We start from the raw sequence: 18,868 nt of genomic DNA, 5'->3' as shown, positions 1-18,868 counted from the left end.
AAGCAGTGATTCACATGGCCAAGCGCATCGATGTCAGCGGCCTCAACGCCTACTACGGCTCCTTCCTGGCCATCGAGGACATCTCGATGACCGTCGAACCCCGCTCCGTGACGGCCTTCATCGGCCCCTCCGGCTGCGGCAAGTCCACCTTCCTGCGCACCCTCAACCGCATGCACGAGGTCACCCCCGGCGGCCGGGTCGACGGCAAGGTCATGCTCGACGACGAGAACCTGTACGGCGCCGGCATCGACCCGGTGGCCGTGCGGCGCGAGGTCGGCATGGTCTTCCAGCGCCCGAACCCGTTCCCGACCATGTCGGTGTACGACAACGTCGCGGCGGGCCTCAGGCTGAACGGCAAGTACAAGAAATCCCAGCTGGACGACATCGTCGAGAAGTCGCTGCGCGGCGCCAACCTCTGGAACGAGGTGAAGGACCGCCTGAACAAGCCGGGCTCCGGCCTCTCCGGCGGTCAGCAGCAGCGTCTGTGCATCGCCCGCGCGATCGCGGTGGAACCGAACGTCCTGCTCATGGACGAGCCCTGCTCCGCCCTCGACCCGATCTCCACCCTCGCGATCGAGGACCTGATCGGCGAGCTGAAGGAGCGCTTCACGATCGTCATCGTGACGCACAACATGCAGCAGGCGGCGCGCGTCTCGGACCGCACGGCCTTCTTCAACCTGGCGGCCGTCGGCCAGCCCGGCAAGCTGATCGAGATCGACGAGACGGAGCGGATCTTCTCCAACCCGTCGGTCCAGGCCACGGAGGACTACATCTCCGGCCGCTTCGGCTAGGCCGGATCCGATCCCCTCGCGGTGCTGCATGGCGGTGCCACCGCGAGGCGCACAAGGGCCCGCCCCCGGAACGGGGGCGGGCCCATCGCCTGTGCGCGCACGCCGCTACAGGAACGCCAGATCCACCAGCCAGTACGAACACGCGGCCACCAGCGCGGCCGCCGGCATCGTGATGAACCAGCCCAGGATGATGTTCTTCGCGACGCCCCACCGCACCGCGTTCACCCGCTTCGTGGCCCCCACACCCATGATCGCCGACGTGATCACATGCGTCGTCGAGATCGGCGCGTGGAACAGGAACGCCGACCCGAACATGATCGACGCCCCCGTCGTCTCCGCGGCGAACCCCTGCGGCGGATCAAGCTCGATGATCTTCCGCCCCAGCGTGCGCATGATCCGCCAGCCACCGGCGTACGTCCCGAGCGACAGCATCAACGCGCAAGCGATCTTCACCCACACCGGGATCGGGTCGCCGTAGTCCTCGACATCGGCGATGACCAGCGCCATCACCACGATGCCCATGGTCTTCTGCGCGTCCTGCAGACCGTGGCCCAGCGCCATACCCGCCGCCGACACCGTCTGCGCGATACGGAAGCCGCGCTTCGCCTTGTGCGGGTTGGACCGGCGGAAGAGCCACATGATCCCCGTCATGACGAGGTAACCGACGACCAGACCGATCACCGGCGACACGAACATCGGGATGACGATCTTGTCGACCACTCCGTGCCAGTACACGGTCGTGCTGCCCGCCAGCGCCGCGCCCACCATGCCGCCGAACAGCGCGTGCGAGGACGAGGAGGGCAGGCCGAAGTACCAGGTGATGAGGTTCCACACGATGGCGCCGATCAGCGCCGCGAAAAGGATCCCCATCCCCTTGGAGCCCTCGGGTGTCTCGATCAGCCCCTCGCTGACGGTCTTGGCGACCCCGGAGCCGAGAAAGGCGCCGGCGAGATTCATCACGGCGGCCATCGCGAGCGCCGCCCGAGGGGTCAGCGCCCGCGTCGACACGGACGTCGCGATCGCGTTCGCCGAGTCGTGGAAACCGTTGGTGTACGTGAAGAAGAGCGCGACCCCGATGGTCACGATCAGAGCGAAGGTGTCCATGGAGGGGTCAGGACTCCTTGACGGCGATGGTCTCCACCGTGTTCGCCACGTGCTCGAACGCGTCCGCCGCCTCTTCCAGCACGTCCACGATCTGCTTCAGCTTCAGCACCTCCATGGCGTCGTACTTGCCGTTGAAGAGGTGGGCGAGCAGCTTGCGGTGGATCTGGTCGGCCTGGTTCTCCAGCCGGTTGACCTCGATCCAGTACTCGGTGAGGTTGTCCATGGTCCGCAGGTTCGGCATGGCCTCGGCGGTCAGCTCGGCGGCCCGGGCGAGCACCTCGATCTGCTGGTCGACGCCCTTGGGCAGTTCCTCGACGTTGTAGAGGACGACCAGGTCGACGGCCTCCTCCATGAAGTCCATGATGTCGTCGAGGGACGACGCGAGGGAGTAGATGTCCTCGCGGTCGAACGGCGTGATGAACGAGGAGTTCAGCTGGTGGAAGATCGCGTGCGTGGCGTCGTCACCCGCGTGTTCTGCGGCCCGCATACGCTCTGCGATCTCGGCCCGGGCGGGTGCGTCCGCCCCGAGCAGTTCCATCAGGAGCTTGGAGCCCGTGACAATGTTGTCCGCGGACGCGGCGAACATGTCGTAGAAGCTCGTCTCCCTGGGGGTCAGACGAAAGCGCACGTGGGGTCCTCGGGGTGCATTGGTTTCGGTCAGGCTGATGCTAGGCGCATCATCCGGCCACGGCTAACGGGCCGTCCCCCAGTGTCGCCCATGAGGCAGAGTGATGAGCAGGGGGGCGACCCGAGGCCTTGCTCCGCGCTGCGTCCAGGGGTCCCCTACCCCGGAAAATTCGGTATCATATACCCACCAGGGGTATCTGTCGCCAAAACTGCCCAACAGGAGGACGCGATGACGACCACCGAGGCCGGCGCAGGCGCGCCCTCCTCCACCGTGGACGCGGTGGAGACGGACGGGACGGACGTCGTCACGGACCACGACCGCGGTGTGCACGGCTACCACAAGCAGAAGGACGAGCACCTCAAGCGCCTGCGCCGCATCGAGGGCCAGATCCGTGGCCTGCAGCGCATGGTCGACGAGGACGTCTACTGCATCGACATACTCACCCAGGTCTCCGCCTCGACCAAGGCGCTGCAGTCCTTCGCCCTGCAGCTCCTCGAGGAGCACCTGCGCCACTGCGTCGCCGACGCGGCCGTCAAGGGCGGCTCCGAGATCGACGCGAAGGTGGAGGAGGCGACGAAGGCGATCGGCCGCCTGCTGCGCACCTGAGCCGGCGGGCCCGGCTACTGGCCGGCGCCGCGCTCCTCGGCGACCCTCAGCACCTCGTCGATGCTCTCCAGGCTGAGCCGCTCCCGGGCGGCCGAGGCCGCGATGATCAGCTCTCCGCAGAGCTCTATCTCGGCGAGCGCCACGTGGTCCTGAACTGCCGTACCGCCGACCGGAGCCACGTGCGTCACCTCGTCTCTGCCGTCACCGACTTCCTAGAGTAGGGAGCGGCCTACACACCGCGCATGGCACGGAAGGGCTAGTTCTTGCCGTCCGCGCCGTCACCCGTGCCTCCGCCCGGCCCCTCTCCCGGCTGCTCGGCGATCTTCCCGGCGTAGATGTCGTCCTCCTCGGGCAGCCGTACGCGCACGGCGGCGCCGAAGTCGTAGAGCAGTGTCGTCGAGGCGACGGCCACGGTGCCCTCGCTCTGCCCGTTGGCGAAGCTGAACCGGTGCCGGACCTTGCGGATGCGGCCCGCGTCGTCGAGATAGGCGTCGAACGGCACCTCGGTGGTGGCGAAACCCTCGGCGGCCGCGGCCAGCGCCGCCTTGTTGCCGTCCGAGGCGTCCCGCGCCGCCCGGGTGAGGTCGGCGGTCCCGCGGTAGTGCCGCACCGCGGTCCCCGCCACCTCGGTGCGCCCCACGTACGTCGCCGACCGCGTCCCCCGCAGCACCTCGGCGGCGGCGAACGGGTCCGTCGCCCCGCCGGTCACCAGATTCCCGTCGGAGAGCGTGGCGGTCGCCACCCGCACCCATTTGTCGTCGGGCACGCCGGCGCCCCGGTTCTTCATGAACAGGGCGCCGGGCGCCAGCAGCTCGGTGATCGGGCGGTGCTCGCTCGTGCCCGCGGGGTCCTGCGGCAACCTCACCTTGAGCCTGCCGAGCCGCTCGCGGAAGTCGTACACACCTTCGCCGCGGATGGTCACCCGCGTCCCGCCGCTGGCCATCTCCATGGCCGTGCGGGCCTTGGAGCTGCCGGCGGCCACCAGACGGTCCGCGGCCCGGTGCAGCACGCGGACCGGGTCCCCGGGCGGGGCGTCCTCCACGGCAGCTCCCTGCCCGGAGCACCCGGCCGCGGTCAGACCCACGCCGACCACGGCCCCGACGACGGAGACCGACCCCGTCTTCCTGCCCCGCCGCTCCCTCTCCCGCCCGACCATCGCCACCTACCCCAGCCGACACGGCCCGTCCCGGACCCCCTGTCGTCCCGGTTAACGACGGGCAGGCGACGCCGGTAACGTTGTGGCCGTGGCTCAGCAGGACGCTTGTGAAGCTCCCCAGGACATCCCGGAACACAGCACGACCACGGTCGAACAGGGCGCCTTCTGCGTGGCCCGCTGCACCTGCGGCTGGCGAGGCCCGGCCCGCAGAGCCAGAAGCCAGGCCCGCACGGACGCCACTTCCCACTCCGCCACGTGGCCGTCCTAGCCGCGGGCAGCCGTGCCTCCCCCAGGGCCTGATCGGCCTGGGAGGCGCCACCAGGGGCGGCACGGGCGGGCGGTGGGAGTCTCCCCGCTCAATGGGGCCCCGCGCGAGCGAAGCCGAGCGTGGGGGAGAAGCCGAGAGCGGGGGGGCACCCCGCACGCGCCGGGCCGCGCACCCACCCCCGGCCCGCGCACACCCCGTCAACGCGAAACCCCGCGCGCCGCCGCCCACGCCCCGCACCGCGTGGACCGCGGGCAAACCTGCCGGCACGGCTGCACGCTCCGGCACCCGCCGACGCCGGGCCGCGCCACCTGCCCCCGACCCGTCCACCACCCCCCGGGCACCACGCCGGACACCCGCACGGCCCCACCCATGGAACCCCCACCCCCACCGTCCCGTCTCCCTCCAAGAACCCCCACGGGACGCGGAGACGCACATGAACCGGCGCACCTTCCTGGGCGGCACCACAGCCGCCACCCTCGCCCTCACCACCGCAACCGCCTGCACGGGCACACCCCCTGACAGCCCCTCCGGCGCGGGCAAGAACCCCGCCGCCACCCCCCGCCTCACCCACACCGCCACCTCCACCAGGCCGGCCGCCACCCCCGCCGCGTGGAACGCCCTGGCGAAATCCCTCGACGGTCCCCTCGTCCGCCCCGGCGACCAGCCCTGGCAGACCGCCCACCAGCTCTACAACACCCGCTTCGACACCCTCCGCCCCACCGCCGTCGCCTACGCCGCGCACCCCGACGACATCCGCACCGCCCTCTCCTACGCCCGCGCCCACCGCGTCCCCGTCGCGATCCGCAATGGCGGGCACTCCTACGCCGGTTGGTCCTCGGGCAACGGCCGCCTGATCATCGACGTGTCGAAACTGAACCGCGTCCGGGCGAGCGGCAATCAGGCCACCGTCGGCGCCGGCGCCAAACTGATCGACGTCTACCGGGCCCTGGCCGCCAAGGGCGTGACCGTTCCGGCCGGTTCCTGCCCCACCGTCGGCATCTCCGGACTCACCCTCGGCGGCGGCCACGGCGTCGTCTCCCGCGCCTACGGCCTCACCTGCGACAGCCTCACCCAGGCCACCCTGATCACGGCGGACGGCAAGCAGCTCACGGCCGACGCCACCGACCACAAGGACCTGTTCTGGGCCCTGCGCGGCGCCGGCAACGGCAACTTCGGCATCGTCACGGAGCTCCGCTTCCGCACCCACCCCGCACCCCAGGCCGTATCGGCGTACCTGACCTGGCCCTGGGCGAGGGCCGCCGCGGTCGTCCGCGCCTGGCAGGAGTGGGGCCCGGACCAGCCCGACGAGATCTGGTCGTCCCTCCACCTCGAGGCCGGACCCCACGGCACCCCGACCGTGTCGGTCTCCGCCTTCTCCCTCGGCACCTACGGCGAGTTGCAGAACGCGGTCGACCGCCTCGCCGGCCGCATCGGCGCCCCGGCGAGCAGCGTCTCCCTCAAGCGCCGTTCGTACGAGGCGTCGATGGAGGTGTACGCCGGCTGCTCGTCGTTCGCCACGGACGCCCGGTGCCACCTCCCCGGCACCACGCCCGGCCGGTCACCGCAGGGCGCGCTGAGGCGCGAGACGTACGCGGCCCGCTCGGACTTCTACGACCGTTCCCTGTCGCCCGCCGGCATCCGGGCCCTCCTGGCCCAGGTCCGCTCGGTGCGCGGCGGCGCCGGCAGCATCGCGTTCACGGCGCTCGGCGGTGCGGTGAACCGCGTCGCGCCGACGGCCACCGCGTTCGTGCACCGCCGCTCCCGGATGCTGGCCCAGTACCTCGCCGCCTGGCGGCCGGGCACGAGCGGCGCGGCGGCCCAGTCCTGGCTGACGTCCGCGTACGGCGCCATGCGCCCGTACGCCTCGGGCGCCGCGTACCAGAACTACGCGGACCCGTCCCTCAAGGACTGGCGGCGGGCCTATTACGGAGACGCGGCCCCGCGCCTGGCCAAACTCAAGAGCCAGTACGACCCGGACCGCGTCTTCACCTTCCCCCAGGCCCTGTAGGCCTAGGCGGCGAGGTCCCGCTCCTCCGCCCCGGCGTTCTCCTGCCGGGCGCCCGGGATCACGGAGCCCCGCCCTGCTCCGGCCCGCCCCCGCGCACTGACCAGCCATCCCGCCCGTGGCGACCGCTCGACGGCCTTGACCAACGGCGTCAGCAGGGCCATGGCGACCGGCGACAGCAGCAGCGCGACGGCGGTGCCGAGGGCGAAGCCGCCGATGACGTCCGTCGGGTAGTGCACGCCCATGTAGACCCGGGCGAAGCCGCCGAACAGGGCCAGCACGATCGCGCCGATCCCGAACTTCCGGTTGGCGACGAACAGCGCGACGGCCAGTGCCATGACGAGCGTGGCGTGGTCGCTCACGAAGGAGAAGTCGTCCTTGCCGGAGACGAGCACTTCCAGCCCGTCGTGGTCCTTGAACGGCCGGGGCCGCTCCACGAAGCCCCGTATCGGCACGTTGACGAGTACGGCGATACCGGCCGCCAGCGGTGCCCACACCAGCGCGGCCACGGACGAGGCAGCGTCCGCACCGCCCCGCCGCCGCACACCCCACCAGCACCACAGCACCAGCAGCACGATCGCGAACAGCAGTCCGTACTCACCCACGAACTCCATGACCCGGTCGAACCAGTGCGGCGCGTCCTTGGCCAGTCCGTTGATGTCGTAGAGCAGCTCGACGTCGGGGTTCGACCCGGATTCGGCGAGTCCAGCCATGGTGCAGCGGCCCCTTCGTCATGTCCTCCGGCGCACCTTGCGCGCGCCTCTCCTGCCACCCCCGTGGTCGTAGATCCGCCGGCTCTCCTCGTGTGCCGCACACCTACACGACAACAGGAACGCACGGTCCCCGTTGATACGTTCCACACTCCACCGAATGATCACGCAGACGTTATCGAAGAGAAATACGTCGTCGCAGCTCAGGGGATGGGTTCACGTTCGGTTCACACCGTTGTGGGCAATGCTTTCGCGCCATCTTCGGTCACCCGCGTGGCCCCGAAGTAGTCAGGCGTGTCGACCGGGTCGAACCGGATCACGGCCCCCGGCCGCGGCGCGTCGATCATGTACCCGCCGCCGACGTAGATCCCCACGTGCCGGATGGCCCGGGAATTGGTCAGGTCGTCAGAAAAGAACACCAGGTCACCCGGCAGCAGCTCGTCCCGCGCGGGATGCGCCCCCGCGTTGTACTGGTCGTTGGCGACCCGGGGCAGCTTGATCCCGACACTCTCGTACGCGGCCTTGGTCAGCCCCGAGCAGTCGAACCGCCCTCCCTGGTCGGCGGTCCCGTTCCCACCCCACAGATAGGGCGTCCCCAGCTTCTTCTGCGCGTACGCGATGGCCCCGGCGGCCTGCTCGGAGGGATCGACCCGCGTGGTGGGCGCCGCGAAGCTCTTCTCCAGCGTCGTGATCACCTTGACGTAGTTCTGGGTCTCCTTGTAGGGCGGCACGCCCTGGTACTTGATGACCGCGTAGGCCCCCGCGTTGTAGGAGGCCAGCATGTTTTCGGTCGCGTTCCCGGGCACGTCCTTCACGTACGACGCGAGAGAGCAGTCGTACGACGCCGCCGACGGGATCGCGTCCGCCGGATCCCACACGTCACGGTCGCCGTCCCCGTCCCCGTCGATGCCGTGCGTGGCCCACGTCCCGGGAATGAACTGCGCTATCCCCTGCGCCGCCGCGGCGCTCTGCGCCTTGGGGTTGAAGCCGCTCTCCTGGTAGAGCTGGGCGGCGAGCAACGCGGGGTTGATCGCGGGGCACAGATTGCCCCACTTCTGCACCAGCCCCTGATACGCCGCGGGTACGGCCCCCTTGGCCAGGTTCTTGACTCCGCCGCCCACCCCGCCCGCGAGGTTCCCGGCAACGATGTAGACCCCGACGACCAGCAGCAGAACGAAGCTGACGCCCAGTCCGACCGCGGCACCGCCGATGAACCACACTTTACGCACGGCCCAACCCTTCCCCATCCAGCTGCTACCCAGGCCACGCCCAGCAAGTGTGACGGTATTTCACCGGCGCCGCGTGGCAACCGATTCGACGCGGACGCGCGCCCACCGGAGAGGCGCAGACGCAGGAGTGGCCAACGACGGACCGCGCGGCACGTTGCGGACCCACCTCATTGCCCACCGTGACGCTCCGTGATACACAGAGTGACGATACGAATCTTTGCATACCGGTCAGCGCCACCCTACGAGGGAACGGCGGGGACCGGTGGCAAGCTATTCGTACGAAACCCGCCAATCGATGACGCCAAGTCGACATACGACGGCGCCGTTGTCGGCGACAATGAGGCCTGACCTCTGCACGAAGGCAGAGGGCGCGGAACTACCCAACAGGGGCGGTGACTTACATGCTCTTTGCGGCCGACGAGGGAGACATCAACACCATCATCGGAGGGATCGCTCCGGACTGGGGCCCCTTCGGCAGCCTGGGCAACGAGGCGAAGGTGATGATCGAGGTGGTGATGGCCGTCGCCATCCTGCTCTGCCTCGGCATCGCCATCTGGGGCGCCGCCAAACAGCGCATCGGCGCGACGGCCCTCCGGGACACCTTCAGCGCCGAACAGGGCAAGGGCCTCATTATCGCGGGCCTGACGGGCGTGTTCATCATCGGCTCGCTCGGCACGCTCTTCACCATCGTGTACGGCATGGCCGTGTAGGCGGGCGCGCGGTCCATCGGCCCCGCCGGGCGCGCCCGGTTCCCCCTCCATCCCACCCGCCCGTCGTGCCCACCGGCTGAGGTTGCGTTTCCCTGATGTCCAGTCACCACACCGCGTCCGAGCGGGAGCCAGCACCGCTACCGTCATACTTCTACGGCATGGTGTACGAGGTGTTCCCGCACGACGTCGAGGGGGCGTACGCGGCATGAGTCTCGGAGACGACCACCAGTCCTCCGGCGGTTACGGCGGCACGGGCCAGACGCGGACGCGGCTGCCCGACAGCGGCGGCGACGCGTACGGAGGTGCGCGCCGCGGCGGACGCTCGTCCTCGCGCAGCCTGGTCACCGTGGTCGGCGTGGTCGTCCTGCTGATCGCCGCGATCGCCTTCGCGAACCGTGGAGGAGACGATTCCGCAACGTCCGGCGAGGCGGCGACCGGCGACAAGCCCAAGACCTCGGCGACGGCACCGTCCGGCGACCAGCCGGTGACCACCAAGGCAGCCGGCATCCCATCGGGCTTCCCCCACGACCAACAGGGCGCACAGAGCGCAGCGGCGAACTACGCGGTGGCGCTGGGTTCGACCGGCATGTTCCAGAAGGACAGTCGGCACACCATCGTCGACACCATCTACACCCCCACCGCCGCAGCCAAGCTCCAGAGTGCGATGGACTCGGCGTACTCCCCTGCCTTCCTCAAGAAACTGGGTCTCGACCCCAACGGCGCTGCTCCGAAAGGCAGCATCTTCGTATCACGCACCATTCCCGTTGGCACCAAGGTCGAGCAGTACAGCGACACCACCGCCAAGGTCGCTGTCTGGTACATGGGCTTGATCGGCATGTCCGGGGAAACATCGACCGATCCCGTGACCACGACGTGGAAGACCTGGACCTTCGACCTCGAGTGGGTCGCTGACGACTGGAAGATTGGCACGGACACCCAGAAGGACGGACCGGCGCCGGTCCCAGGAGACGACAGAGCCGCCGGTTCCGACGAGATCAGCAAGGCCATCGAGGAGTACGGAGGGTTCACTTATGCCCGGTAACCCGCGACGCGTACTTACCCTCACGGCCGTGCTGGCGTCGGTTCAGGCAACCGCCGTCCTGCTAGCCACCCGCGCCTTCGCGGCTCCCACTCCAACGCCCGCGCCAAGTGACGACCCCTGTGATCTGCTCATCGGCCCCGCCAAGCAGTACTGCGAGCGCGACGACAGCGGCGGCGGCTCCACCGGAGGTACCGGTGGGGACGCCCCCGGCATCACCTCCACCCTCGACCCCCTCTCCTCCCTCGCCAAGGGCTGTGCCGACGCCGCGTCCTGGACGATCGACAAGCTCAGCGCCGCCGTACAGGACACCGCGAACGTCGACTTCACGAACCAGAAGTTCCTCCAGCAGTACGCCGTCGTCTTCGCGGCGTCCACGATCCTCACGCTCCTCCTCTGGCTCCTCGCCGTGGCGAAGCGCGCCGTGCGCGGCGTCCCCCTCACCACCGCGCTCTCCGAGGCCATCGGGTTCCTCTGGCTCACCGTCCTGGCGTCGGCCTTCACGCCGCTGATCCTCTACACCGTCGTCTCCGCCACCGACGGCGTCACCGACGTCCTCGCCAAGGCCACCGGCGATCAGACGGACACCTTCTTCGGCACGTTCTCCGGCGCCCTGGAGAAGGGCGAGGACATCGGCGGCGGCCCGATCATGCTGATCGTGGTCTCCCTGGTCTCCATCCTCGCCGCCGGCGTCCTGTGGCTGGAGCTCGTCATCCGCGCCGCCCTGCTCTACGTCGGCGCCCTGCTCGGCACCGTCGTCTACGCCGGGCTGGTCGACAAGAACCTGTGGGGCCACGTCCGCCGCTGGGCCGGGATCATGATCGCCGTGATCCTGGTCAAGCCCGTCATCGTGATCGTCCTCGGCCTCGCCGGGGCGCTCTCCGCCGACGACGGCCCCGACGCCTTCTCGGCCGTCGTCTCCGGCCTCGCGATCATCCTGCTCGCCATCTTCGCGTCCGCGATGATCTACCGCTTCGTCCCCGGCTTCGGCGACGAGATCGCCGGCTCCCGCAACAACCGCATCATGCAGGGCGCCGAGGGCAAGGCCGCGGCCGTCATCAGCTCCCCGGCCAACCTCGTCGCCCAGGGCATCAGAACCCACAGCACCCGCCACAACGGCGACGGCGGAGGCGGGTCCAGCTCCTCCTCCGCGTCCCGCCCCTCCAACCCCGCATCCGGCGGGGTCGCCGCGCACAGCTCGCGCCCCTCGAACGGCGGCGGCGGAAATGTCCCCTCCGCCGCACCCGCACCGCGCTCCGGCAGCCCGGTGAACACGCCCCATGCCAGCAACACCCGCAACAGCGGCACCAGCAACAGCTCAGGAGGTGACGGGCGTTGACGACCGAGTCCCACATGTCCCATCCGGTCACGCCCCGCCGTACGTATCTGATCGGCCGCGCCCGGCCGAACGCGATCGTCGGACGCAACCGCGAGACCGGCGAGATCGCGCTGATCATCGCGGGCGCGTTCCTCGGCATGATGTGCGGGCTCCTCGTCCCCGTCCTGACCCTGCGCATCGTGCTGCTCATGGGCTTCCCGCTGCTCGCGCTGGCGGCGGTCTACGTGCCGTACAAGCACCGCACGTTCTACAAGTGGTTCGAGATCAACCGCAGCTACAAGCGGACGCTGCGCAACGGCACCACCTACCGTTCCGGCGTCATCGAGGCCGGCACCCGGCTCGACGGCCGGGAGATCGAGGTCGGCCCGCCGCCCGGCATCGGCCGCATCACCTGGCTGGCCGCGCCCTTCGGGCCGGACGAGATCGCCGTACTGCTGCACGCCGACCGCAAGACCGTGACCGCCGCGATCGAGATCGAGGGCCCCGGCGTCGGCCTGCGCGACTCCGAGGACCAGGAGGCCCTCGTCGACCGCTTCGGCACCCTGCTCAAGCACGTGGCCAACGGCGACGGCTTCGTCACCCGCATCCAGATGCTCGCCCGCACCCTCCCGGCCGACCCGGACGCGCACGCCAAGGACGTCGCCGTACGCGGCGACGACAAGGCGCTGCCGTGGCTGCAGCAGTCGTACGACCAGTTGCAGTCCATGGTGTCCACCAGCAGCGAGCAGCACCGCGCGTATCTCATCGCCTGCATGCACTACACGCGCGAACTGGCCGCCGAGGCCCACACCATGGCCCGGGCGGCCCGGCCGCAGAACGGGCGCAAGGTCGACCGGGACGCCGGACTCGCCGTGGTCATGGCGCGCGAGCTGACCGACATCTGCTCGCGCCTCCAGGAGGCCGACATCCGCGTCCGCCAGCCGCTCGGCCAGGGCCGGCTCGCCTCGCTGATCCACGCCATGTACGACCCGGACCACCCGATCGACCACATCCAGGCGATGACCAAGCGCAACGCCTGGCCGGCCGAGCTGGACGCCATGGAGCCCACCTACCTGCAGGCCAAGACCCGCGAGTCGTCCACCCGCGCCCCCTGGTGCCACGCCACCGCCTGGATCAAGGAGTGGCCGATGACCCCCGTCGGCGTGAACTTCCTCGCGCCGCTGCTCGTCCACACCCCGGACGTCATCCGGACGGTGGCCGTGACGATGGACCTCGAGCCCACCGAGGTCGCCATCGAACGCATGCTGACCGAGAAGACGAACGACGAGGCCGAGGCCTCCCGCGCCGCCAAGATGAACCGGACCGTCGACCCCCGCGACATCGCCGCCCACGGCCGGCTGGACCAGCGCGGCGAGGACCTCGCCAGCGGCGCGGCCGGCGTCAACCTGGTCGGCTACATCACCGTCTCCTCCCGTTCCCCCGAGGCGCTCGCCCGCGACAAGCGGACGATAAGGGCCTCGGCCGGAAAGTCGTACCTGAAACTGGAGTGGTGCGACCGTGAGCACCACCGCGCCTTCGTGAACACACTTCCGTTCGCCACCGGCATCCGAAGGTAGGGGCTGAGCCTGATGCGGGACCCGCTGTCCGTCCTCACCGACGCCTTCACGTCCTTCCTGTTCGGGAAGGTCGAGACGACCCGCCTCCCGGTCCGCACCTCCACGGGCCAGGCACAGGCCGTCTACCTGCCCACCGCCGCACCCGGCCTCGGCGACTCCGGCGTGATCATCGGCCGCGAGGTCTACTCCGGCAAGGGCTACATCTACGACCCCTTCCAGCTGTACGGCCAGCAGCTCCCCGCCCCGCACTGGCTCGTCCTCGGCGAGTCCGGCAACGGCAAGTCGGCCCTGGAGAAGACGTACGTCCTGCGCCAGCTCCGCTTCCGCGACCGCCAGGTCGTCGTCCTGGACGCCCAGGGCGAGGACGGCGTCGGCGAGTGGAACCTCATCGCGCAGGAACTGGGGATAACTCCCATCCGCCTCGACCCGATGGCCGCCCTGGACCACGGCATCCGGCTCAACCCGCTGGACCCGGCGATCACCACGACGGGGCAGCTGGCCCTGCTCCGCACGATCATCGAGGTCGCGATGGGGCACGGCCTGGACGAGCGCTCCGGTTTCGCGCTCAAGGTCGCCCACGCCTACGTCAACGAGACCATCGTCGAGCGCCAGCCCGTCCTCACCGACATCGTCGAGCAGCTCCGCCACCCCGAGCCGGAGTCGGCCGAGTCGATGAACGTCGACATAGACGACGTACGGGCCTGGGGCCTGGACGTGGCGCTGGTGCTGGACCGGCTCGTCGACGGTGACCTGCGCGGCATGTTCGACGGCCCGACGACCGTCGGCATCGACCTCGACGCGCCGCTCATCGTCTTCGACCTGTCCCACATCGACCGCAACTCCATCGCCATGCCGATCCTCATGGCCATCGTCGGCGTGTGGCTGGAACACACCTGGATCCGCCCCGACCGGAAGAAGCGCATCTTCCTGGTCGAGGAGGCCTGGCACATCATCAACAGCCCGTTCGTGGCGCAGCTGTTCCAGCGGCTGCTGAAGTTCGGACGCCGGCTGGGTCTGTCGTTCGTGGCGGTGGTGCACCACCTGTCGGACGTCGTGGACGGGGCGGCGGCGCGGGAGGCCGCGGCCATCCTGAAGATGGCGTCGACACGGACGATCTACGCCCAGAAGGCCGACGAGGCCCGGGCGACCGGCCGGGTGCTCGGCCTGCCCAGGTGGGCGGTGGAGATCATCCCCTCGCTCACACCCGGCATCGCGGTGTGGGACGTCAACGGCAATGTGCAGGTGGTCAAGCATCTGATCACCGAGACGGAACGCCCCCTGGTCTTCACCGACCGCGCGATGACCGAGTCCTCCGCCGACTTCAACGACGACGCCCTGCGCGCCGCCGAGCTGGAGGCGGAGGAGCGGGCGGCTGCCTTCATGGAGCAGCACATCGGCGACTCGTCCGAATCGACGGTGGCGTAGGCGCGGCGGGAGCGACGCATGAGACCGGACGACCGCCGCGACCAGCGGCCGGGACAGCAGGGTGGCATTCCCGACGGGCTGCTGATCGGCATACTCGCGTTCCTCCTCGGCATGACCCTGCTGGTGTGGACGGCGACGGGCCTCGCCGGCCTGTTCTCCCACGGCTCCTGGCCCGCCGGCATCACCTTCGCCGGCACCCCCCTGGCCATGCGCCACCTGATCGGCCGGCCGCACGACATCGCCGGCGCCTGGCCGGACGCCCCCGCGGCGGAACTCTCCGGGTACGGGCTGTTCTGGGGGCTGTTCATCGGCCAGCTGATGGTGCTCGTCGTCCTGGCGGTGTTCGTGATGGGCACGGTGGCCCGGTGGAAGGCGGTGCGGCTCCAGCGACGGGCCGCGCAGTCACCGGCGGGGCACGTACCGCCCCCTCCCGTCACGGCACAGGGCCCGCCGCCCGCCCAGACGCAACCGGCCTGGACACCGCCCCCGGCAGCACAGGCACCCCCGGTACCGGACCCGGCACCGGCCGCAGCCCGCCACGAGGTGCCGACCCCGAGAACCGCCCCGGAACCCGCACCGGCCGCCGAACCCCAGGCGCAGCCGGCGACGGAACAGACGCCCACGGCCTCCCCCCTGGGCGGCAGCCGTGGCGGACGGGAGAAGATCCTGCTGGGCACCAGGGAGAGCCGGCGCTCCACCGCGAGGCAGGCCGTCAGTGACGCGGACGGCCCCGCCCTCGTCGTCACGTCGAACCCCGCCCTGTGGCAGGACACCAAGGACGCCCGCTCCAAACTGGGCCCCGTCCTGCTCTACGACCCCACCCACCTCTGCGACACCCCGGCCCGCCTCCACTGGTCCCCCACCGCGGGCTGCGAGGACAAACCGACGGCCGTCGCCCGGGCGACCGCGCTCCTCACCCCCGTGCGGCCCACCGCCCGCCTCGACCAGGCCGTCAGCGACACCGCCACCACGCTCCTGCGGAGCTATCTCCACGCCGCCGCCATCGACGGCCGCACCATCCGCCACGTCCACCGCTGGTCCCAGGGCAGCCAGCTCCAGGACGCCGTACGCATCCTCCGCACCAACCCCAAGGCCGCCCCCGGCGCCGCGGGCGAACTCGAAGCGGCCCTCACCGCTCACCCGGAACGCCGGGACATGGCTCAGCAGCTGACCACCCGTGCCCTGGCCGCCCTCTCCGTGGTCAATATCCGGGAGGCGTGCACTCCCAATCGAACTGATGCCCTCACCTTGGATTCCTTCGTCCACGAACAGGGCACCCTTTACGTGGTGGGGGAATCCATCGAGGACCCCCGGACGAGCCCCGGCGCCATGCCGCTGCTGACGGCGCTCGTCTCCAGCGTGGTCGAGCGCGGCCGGCGCATGGCCGAACGGTCATCCTCCGGTCGGCTCGACCCACCACTGACGCTGATCCTGGACGACGTCGCCGCCGTGGCTCCGCTTCCCCAGCTCCCGGAGCTGCTGGCCACCGGCGCGGACCGGGGAATGCCGGCCCTGGCCCTGCTCCGGTCCCGCGAACAGGGCCGCGCCCGCTGGCCGCACGACGAGCTGCCGGTGTAGCCGCGGCGAGGACGCGAGATGGGGGACGAGGAGTCAGCGTTCGACGACGAACTCCAGCTCCATCTCCTCCGGCCTGCCCGCCAGCGGCACGGTCCGGCCGCTCGGCACGAACCCCGCCTTGAGATAGAAGCCCTGGGCCCGTCCGTTGTCCTCGTGCGCGATCAGCCGCGCCCGCTCCGCCCCGGCGGCCCACGCCCACTCCAGCCCGGCGTCGAACAGCGCCTTGGTCAGCCCGCTCCCCCGCCACTCGGGCCGCACGAACACGCCGACGACGTGCCCCTGCTTCCGGTCCACGGGAAAGCCGGCCCAGTCCGTCGTCCCGGCCTCCTCCATGAGCACCGTCAGCGTGCCGAGCCACTGCCCGCCCGGCCCCTCCGCGACGATCTGCCGGGCCCCTAGCGCGCCCTCCGCGGCCCCGGCCGCCCGCTCCTGCCAGTAGGCGTCGGACCGGCCCACGGCGTCCTCGTAGGTCTCGAGGAAGGCCAGATGCGCGACCGGGTCCCGCAGCGCGCGCAGCCGCAGCTCCTTCACGGCGGGCCACTCGTCGGCACGTATGGACCGGATCACGTAGTCACCGGGGACCGAGACACTCATGTGGGCCACCGTAATACCCCGGTACTACGCACCTCATCTCATATACGGCCCCGGGACGGACGTCCGCGGCCCCGGGGCGCCCGAAGATGGTCGGATGGAGCCCGTGGTGGAAGAGCGAGCGGCCGAGCCCCTCACCGAGTACGTACAGCGCGTCAACCGGCGGGTCCGCGCCTTCGACCGGCGCCGGCCACTCGTGTGGGACCTCCACTTCACCGCCTTCTGGGTCACGGCCGCCCTGATCGACTACGCAGGCGGCGGCTGGCGCAGCGTCGCCCACGACCCCGGCGTCCCCGGCGGACTCGTCCTCGCCATGAGCCTCGGACTCTCCGTCCCCCTGCTCTGGCGCCGCAGCCACCCCCGCGCCGCCCTCCTCGCCATGGCGCCGGTCGCCGTGGCGAACGTCTGGACGGGCGCCGCCCTCCAGGTCTCCCTGCTGCAGCTGGTCCTCCTCTTCCACATCACCCTGCGCCTGCCCCTGCGCAACCTGTGGTGGGCGACGGCGCTGATGACGGTCCCGACGTGCGTCACGCTGGCCCGCTACGGCGAGGAGGTGGGCCCGTGGAACCAGCAGGTCGGCTCGCAGGTGCTCTCCATGGGGATCGTGGCCCTCATCGCCGTGACGGTCCGCACCCGGCGCAATTACACCGAGGTCCTGGAGGACCGCGCCCGCCGCCTGGAGATCGAACGCGACCAGCAGGCCCAGCTCGCCGCCGCCTCGGAACGGGCCCGCATAGCCCGCGAGATGCACGACATCATCGGCCACAACCTCTCCGTCATCACGGGCCTCGCCGACGGTGGCCGGTACGCCGCCGCCAAGTCCCCGGAACGCGCCGCCCAGGCCCTCGACGCCATCGGCACCACCAGCCGCCAGGCCCTGGGCGAACTGCGGCGCCTGCTCGACGTCCTGCGCGACGAGGAGAGGGAGCAGGCCGAACTCGCCCCGCAGCCCGCCCTCACCGACCTCGACCGGCTCGTCGACGGGGTCCGCAAGGCCGGTCTGCCCGTCCGTACGGCCGTCAGGGGCGAGGCTGCGATCCCCCCGGGCCGGCAGCTCGCGCTCTACCGCGTCATCCAGGAAGCCCTCACCAACACCCTCAAACACGCCGGCCCCGACGCCACCGCCCAGATCGACCTCTCCTACGAGGCCGGCGGCGCCGTCACCCTCACCGTCACCGACACCGGCCGGGGCGGTCCGGCCCCCGCGCTCTCCGACGGCCGGGGTCTGCCGGGCATGCGTGAGCGAACATCCCTGTACGGCGGCACACTTGAGGCCGGCCCGCGTCCACGCCCCGACCGGGGCTGGCGCGTTCACCTGTACCTACCGGAGGAACCCGCGCAGTGACCACCGTCCTCATCGCCGACGACCAGCCCTTGCAGCGTTTCGGTTTCCAGATGCTCCTGGAGAGCCAGGACGACATGACGGTGGTGGGCGAGGCCGCGAACGGATCCGAGGCCGTCCGCATGACGGCCGAGCTCCACCCCGACGTCGTCCTCATGGACGTCCGCATGCCCGGCCTGGACGGCATCGAGGCGACCCGCCGCATCATCGCCGCCGGCCATCGCACCCGGGTCCTCATCCTCACCACTTTCGACCTGGACGAGTACGCCTACGCCGGCCTGCGCGCCGGTGCCTCCGGCTTCCTGGTGAAGGACGCCCAGCCGGAGGAGCTCCTCTCCGGCATCCGCGCGGTGGCCACGGGCGACGCGGTGGTGGCCCCGAGCCTGACCCGCCGCCTCCTCGACGCGTACGTCCACCATCTGCCGGCCGGCTCTGCGGCCGACGACCCCTCCGTCGGCTCCCCGGACTCGCGTCTGGCCTCGCTCACGGACCGCGAGCGCGAGATCCTCATGGTCATGGGCCAGGGCTGGACCAACACGGAGATAGCGCAGCGCCTTCATCTGGCCGAGTCGACGGTGAAGACGCATGTGGGCCGCATCCTGGCCAAGACGGGCTCCCGGGACCGCGTCCAGGCGGTCATCCTGGCGTACGACACGAAGCTGGTGAAGCCGTCCTGAAAAGGACCTGAAACGCAGAAAACCCCGCACCGTAAGGTGCGGGGTTTTCCCAAAAATTGTTCGGCGGCGTCCTACTCTCCCACAGGGTCCCCCCTGCAGTACCATCGGCGCTGA

18 protein-coding genes are annotated in these 18,868 nt (G+C 70.5%); 11 read left to right on the top strand and 7 right to left on the bottom strand.

What is annotated here, in order from left to right; genetic code table 11:
- The first annotated feature begins 14 nt into the window (after positions 1-14).
- Complete coding sequence (pstB, locus tag IEZ05_RS32955) at positions 15-791, top strand: phosphate ABC transporter ATP-binding protein PstB (protein WP_030191650.1); 777 nt, start codon at positions 15-17, stop codon at positions 789-791.
- A gap of 105 nt (positions 792-896) precedes the next feature.
- Here the strand turns inward: pstB and pitH are convergent, their stop codons facing one another.
- Together pitH and IEZ05_RS32945 are read right to left on the bottom strand one after the other, a co-directional pair.
- The gene (gene pitH / locus IEZ05_RS32950) at positions 897-1,895 is read right to left on the bottom strand and encodes a low-affinity phosphate transporter PitH (protein ID WP_189233977.1); all 999 of its coding nucleotides are present in this window, start codon (positions 1,893-1,895) and stop codon (positions 897-899) included.
- A 7-nt stretch (positions 1,896-1,902) separates the two neighbouring features.
- On the bottom strand, positions 1,903-2,523 hold the full coding sequence (locus tag IEZ05_RS32945; RefSeq protein WP_077799272.1) for a DUF47 domain-containing protein: 621 nt from the start codon (positions 2,521-2,523) through the stop codon (positions 1,903-1,905).
- 228 nt (positions 2,524-2,751) lie between these two features.
- On the opposite strand from IEZ05_RS32945, the gene IEZ05_RS32940 reads away from it, so the two are divergent.
- Positions 2,752-3,129 carry a metal-sensitive transcriptional regulator gene (locus tag IEZ05_RS32940; protein WP_189233976.1) on the top strand — a complete coding sequence of 126 codons (378 nt, stop codon included), beginning with the start codon at positions 2,752-2,754 and terminating at the stop codon, positions 3,127-3,129.
- A 14-nt stretch (positions 3,130-3,143) separates the two neighbouring features.
- Here IEZ05_RS32940 and IEZ05_RS32935 read toward each other — a convergent pair whose 3' ends face one another.
- Both IEZ05_RS32935 and IEZ05_RS32930 read right to left on the bottom strand, forming a co-directional pair.
- A complete protein-coding gene (locus IEZ05_RS32935) occupies positions 3,144-3,308 on the bottom strand; it encodes a hypothetical protein (RefSeq protein WP_189234072.1) in 165 nt (54 codons plus the stop codon).
- A 77-nt stretch (positions 3,309-3,385) separates the two neighbouring features.
- Positions 3,386-4,285: a hypothetical protein gene (locus IEZ05_RS32930; RefSeq protein WP_189234066.1), complete on the bottom strand. Its 900-nt coding sequence runs from the start codon at positions 4,283-4,285 to the stop codon at positions 3,386-3,388.
- 701 nt (positions 4,286-4,986) lie between these two features.
- Here IEZ05_RS32930 and IEZ05_RS32925 point away from each other — a divergent pair.
- Complete coding sequence (locus IEZ05_RS32925; protein WP_189233975.1) at positions 4,987-6,561, top strand: FAD-binding oxidoreductase; 1,575 nt, start codon at positions 4,987-4,989, stop codon at positions 6,559-6,561.
- A 2-nt stretch (positions 6,562-6,563) separates the two neighbouring features.
- Here IEZ05_RS32925 and IEZ05_RS32920 read toward each other — a convergent pair whose 3' ends face one another.
- Both IEZ05_RS32920 and IEZ05_RS32915 read right to left on the bottom strand, forming a co-directional pair.
- Positions 6,564-7,271, bottom strand: a complete 708-nt coding sequence (locus tag IEZ05_RS32920) for a phosphatase PAP2 family protein (protein WP_189233974.1) — start codon at positions 7,269-7,271, stop codon at positions 6,564-6,566.
- Between the two features lie 224 nt (positions 7,272-7,495).
- Entirely contained in the window at positions 7,496-8,515 is a 1,020-nt protein-coding gene (locus IEZ05_RS32915) for a C40 family peptidase (RefSeq protein WP_189233973.1), read from the bottom strand.
- Between the two features lie 383 nt (positions 8,516-8,898).
- Here IEZ05_RS32915 and IEZ05_RS32910 point away from each other — a divergent pair, with 383 nt between their 5' ends.
- The 6 genes from IEZ05_RS32910 (at position 8,899) to IEZ05_RS32885 (ending at position 16,144) form a co-directional block, all read left to right on the top strand.
- On the top strand, positions 8,899-9,207 hold the full coding sequence (locus IEZ05_RS32910; protein WP_019526682.1) for a hypothetical protein: 309 nt from the start codon (positions 8,899-8,901) through the stop codon (positions 9,205-9,207).
- A 205-nt stretch (positions 9,208-9,412) separates the two neighbouring features.
- Positions 9,413-10,249 carry a hypothetical protein gene (locus tag IEZ05_RS32905; RefSeq protein ID WP_189233972.1) on the top strand — a complete coding sequence of 279 codons (837 nt, stop codon included), beginning with the start codon at positions 9,413-9,415 and terminating at the stop codon, positions 10,247-10,249.
- Positions 10,239-11,585 (top strand): hypothetical protein, encoded by a 1,347-nt coding sequence (locus tag IEZ05_RS32900; protein WP_189233971.1) that lies wholly within the window; start codon positions 10,239-10,241, stop codon positions 11,583-11,585. The genes IEZ05_RS32905 and IEZ05_RS32900 overlap by 11 nt, the downstream gene beginning before the upstream one ends.
- A 14-nt stretch (positions 11,586-11,599) precedes the next feature.
- Positions 11,600-13,141, top strand: a complete 1,542-nt coding sequence (locus tag IEZ05_RS32895; protein ID WP_373298896.1) for an SCO6880 family protein — start codon at positions 11,600-11,602, stop codon at positions 13,139-13,141.
- A gap of 12 nt (positions 13,142-13,153) precedes the next feature.
- A complete protein-coding gene (locus IEZ05_RS32890; protein ID WP_189233969.1) occupies positions 13,154-14,566 on the top strand; it encodes an ATP-binding protein in 1,413 nt (470 codons plus the stop codon).
- A gap of 18 nt (positions 14,567-14,584) precedes the next feature.
- Positions 14,585-16,144 (top strand): type IV secretory system conjugative DNA transfer family protein, encoded by a 1,560-nt coding sequence (locus IEZ05_RS32885; RefSeq protein WP_189233968.1) that lies wholly within the window; start codon positions 14,585-14,587, stop codon positions 16,142-16,144.
- Positions 16,145-16,177: 33 nt separating this feature from the next.
- On the opposite strand, the gene IEZ05_RS32880 is transcribed toward IEZ05_RS32885, so the two are convergent.
- Positions 16,178-16,738: a GNAT family N-acetyltransferase gene (locus IEZ05_RS32880; protein ID WP_189233967.1), complete on the bottom strand. Its 561-nt coding sequence runs from the start codon at positions 16,736-16,738 to the stop codon at positions 16,178-16,180.
- Between the two features lie 94 nt (positions 16,739-16,832).
- Here IEZ05_RS32880 and IEZ05_RS32875 point away from each other — a divergent pair, with 94 nt between their 5' ends.
- Positions 16,833-18,080 (top strand): sensor histidine kinase, encoded by a 1,248-nt coding sequence (locus IEZ05_RS32875; RefSeq protein WP_189233966.1) that lies wholly within the window; start codon positions 16,833-16,835, stop codon positions 18,078-18,080.
- A complete protein-coding gene (locus IEZ05_RS32870) occupies positions 18,077-18,754 on the top strand; it encodes a response regulator (RefSeq protein ID WP_189233965.1) in 678 nt (225 codons plus the stop codon). The genes IEZ05_RS32875 and IEZ05_RS32870 overlap by 4 nt, the downstream gene beginning before the upstream one ends.
- Positions 18,755-18,868 lie beyond the last annotated feature (114 nt).

It is taken from the genome of Streptomyces flaveolus, assembly GCF_014648815.1.
Taxonomy (GTDB): Bacteria; Actinomycetota; Actinomycetes; order Streptomycetales; family Streptomycetaceae; genus Streptomyces; species Streptomyces flaveolus.
This window is presented reverse-complemented; position numbering and strand designations above follow the sequence as displayed.

What these genes read in the sequence shown, in the direction of transcription:
- pstB (WP_030191650.1), top strand. Translation starts at nt 15, where the DNA reads ATGGCCAAGCGCATCGATGTCAGCGGCCTCAACGCCTACTACGGCTCC.
- pitH (WP_189233977.1), bottom strand. Translation starts at nt 1,895, where the DNA reads ATGGACACCTTCGCTCTGATCGTGACCATCGGGGTCGCGCTCTTCTTC.
- IEZ05_RS32940 (WP_189233976.1), top strand. Translation starts at nt 2,752, where the DNA reads ATGACGACCACCGAGGCCGGCGCAGGCGCGCCCTCCTCCACCGTGGAC.
- IEZ05_RS32930 (WP_189234066.1), bottom strand. Translation starts at nt 4,285, where the DNA reads ATGGTCGGGCGGGAGAGGGAGCGGCGGGGCAGGAAGACGGGGTCGGTC.
- IEZ05_RS32925 (WP_189233975.1), top strand. Translation starts at nt 4,987, where the DNA reads ATGAACCGGCGCACCTTCCTGGGCGGCACCACAGCCGCCACCCTCGCC.
- IEZ05_RS32920 (WP_189233974.1), bottom strand. Translation starts at nt 7,271, where the DNA reads ATGGCTGGACTCGCCGAATCCGGGTCGAACCCCGACGTCGAGCTGCTC.
- IEZ05_RS32915 (WP_189233973.1), bottom strand. Translation starts at nt 8,515, where the DNA reads ATGGGGAAGGGTTGGGCCGTGCGTAAAGTGTGGTTCATCGGCGGTGCC.
- IEZ05_RS32910 (WP_019526682.1), top strand. Translation starts at nt 8,899, where the DNA reads ATGCTCTTTGCGGCCGACGAGGGAGACATCAACACCATCATCGGAGGG.
- IEZ05_RS32905 (WP_189233972.1), top strand. Translation starts at nt 9,413, where the DNA reads ATGAGTCTCGGAGACGACCACCAGTCCTCCGGCGGTTACGGCGGCACG.
- IEZ05_RS32900 (WP_189233971.1), top strand. Translation starts at nt 10,239, where the DNA reads ATGCCCGGTAACCCGCGACGCGTACTTACCCTCACGGCCGTGCTGGCG.
- IEZ05_RS32895 (WP_373298896.1), top strand. Translation starts at nt 11,600, where the DNA reads ATGTCCCATCCGGTCACGCCCCGCCGTACGTATCTGATCGGCCGCGCC.
- IEZ05_RS32890 (WP_189233969.1), top strand. Translation starts at nt 13,154, where the DNA reads ATGCGGGACCCGCTGTCCGTCCTCACCGACGCCTTCACGTCCTTCCTG.
- IEZ05_RS32885 (WP_189233968.1), top strand. Translation starts at nt 14,585, where the DNA reads ATGAGACCGGACGACCGCCGCGACCAGCGGCCGGGACAGCAGGGTGGC.
- IEZ05_RS32880 (WP_189233967.1), bottom strand. Translation starts at nt 16,738, where the DNA reads ATGAGTGTCTCGGTCCCCGGTGACTACGTGATCCGGTCCATACGTGCC.
- IEZ05_RS32875 (WP_189233966.1), top strand. Translation starts at nt 16,833, where the DNA reads ATGGAGCCCGTGGTGGAAGAGCGAGCGGCCGAGCCCCTCACCGAGTAC.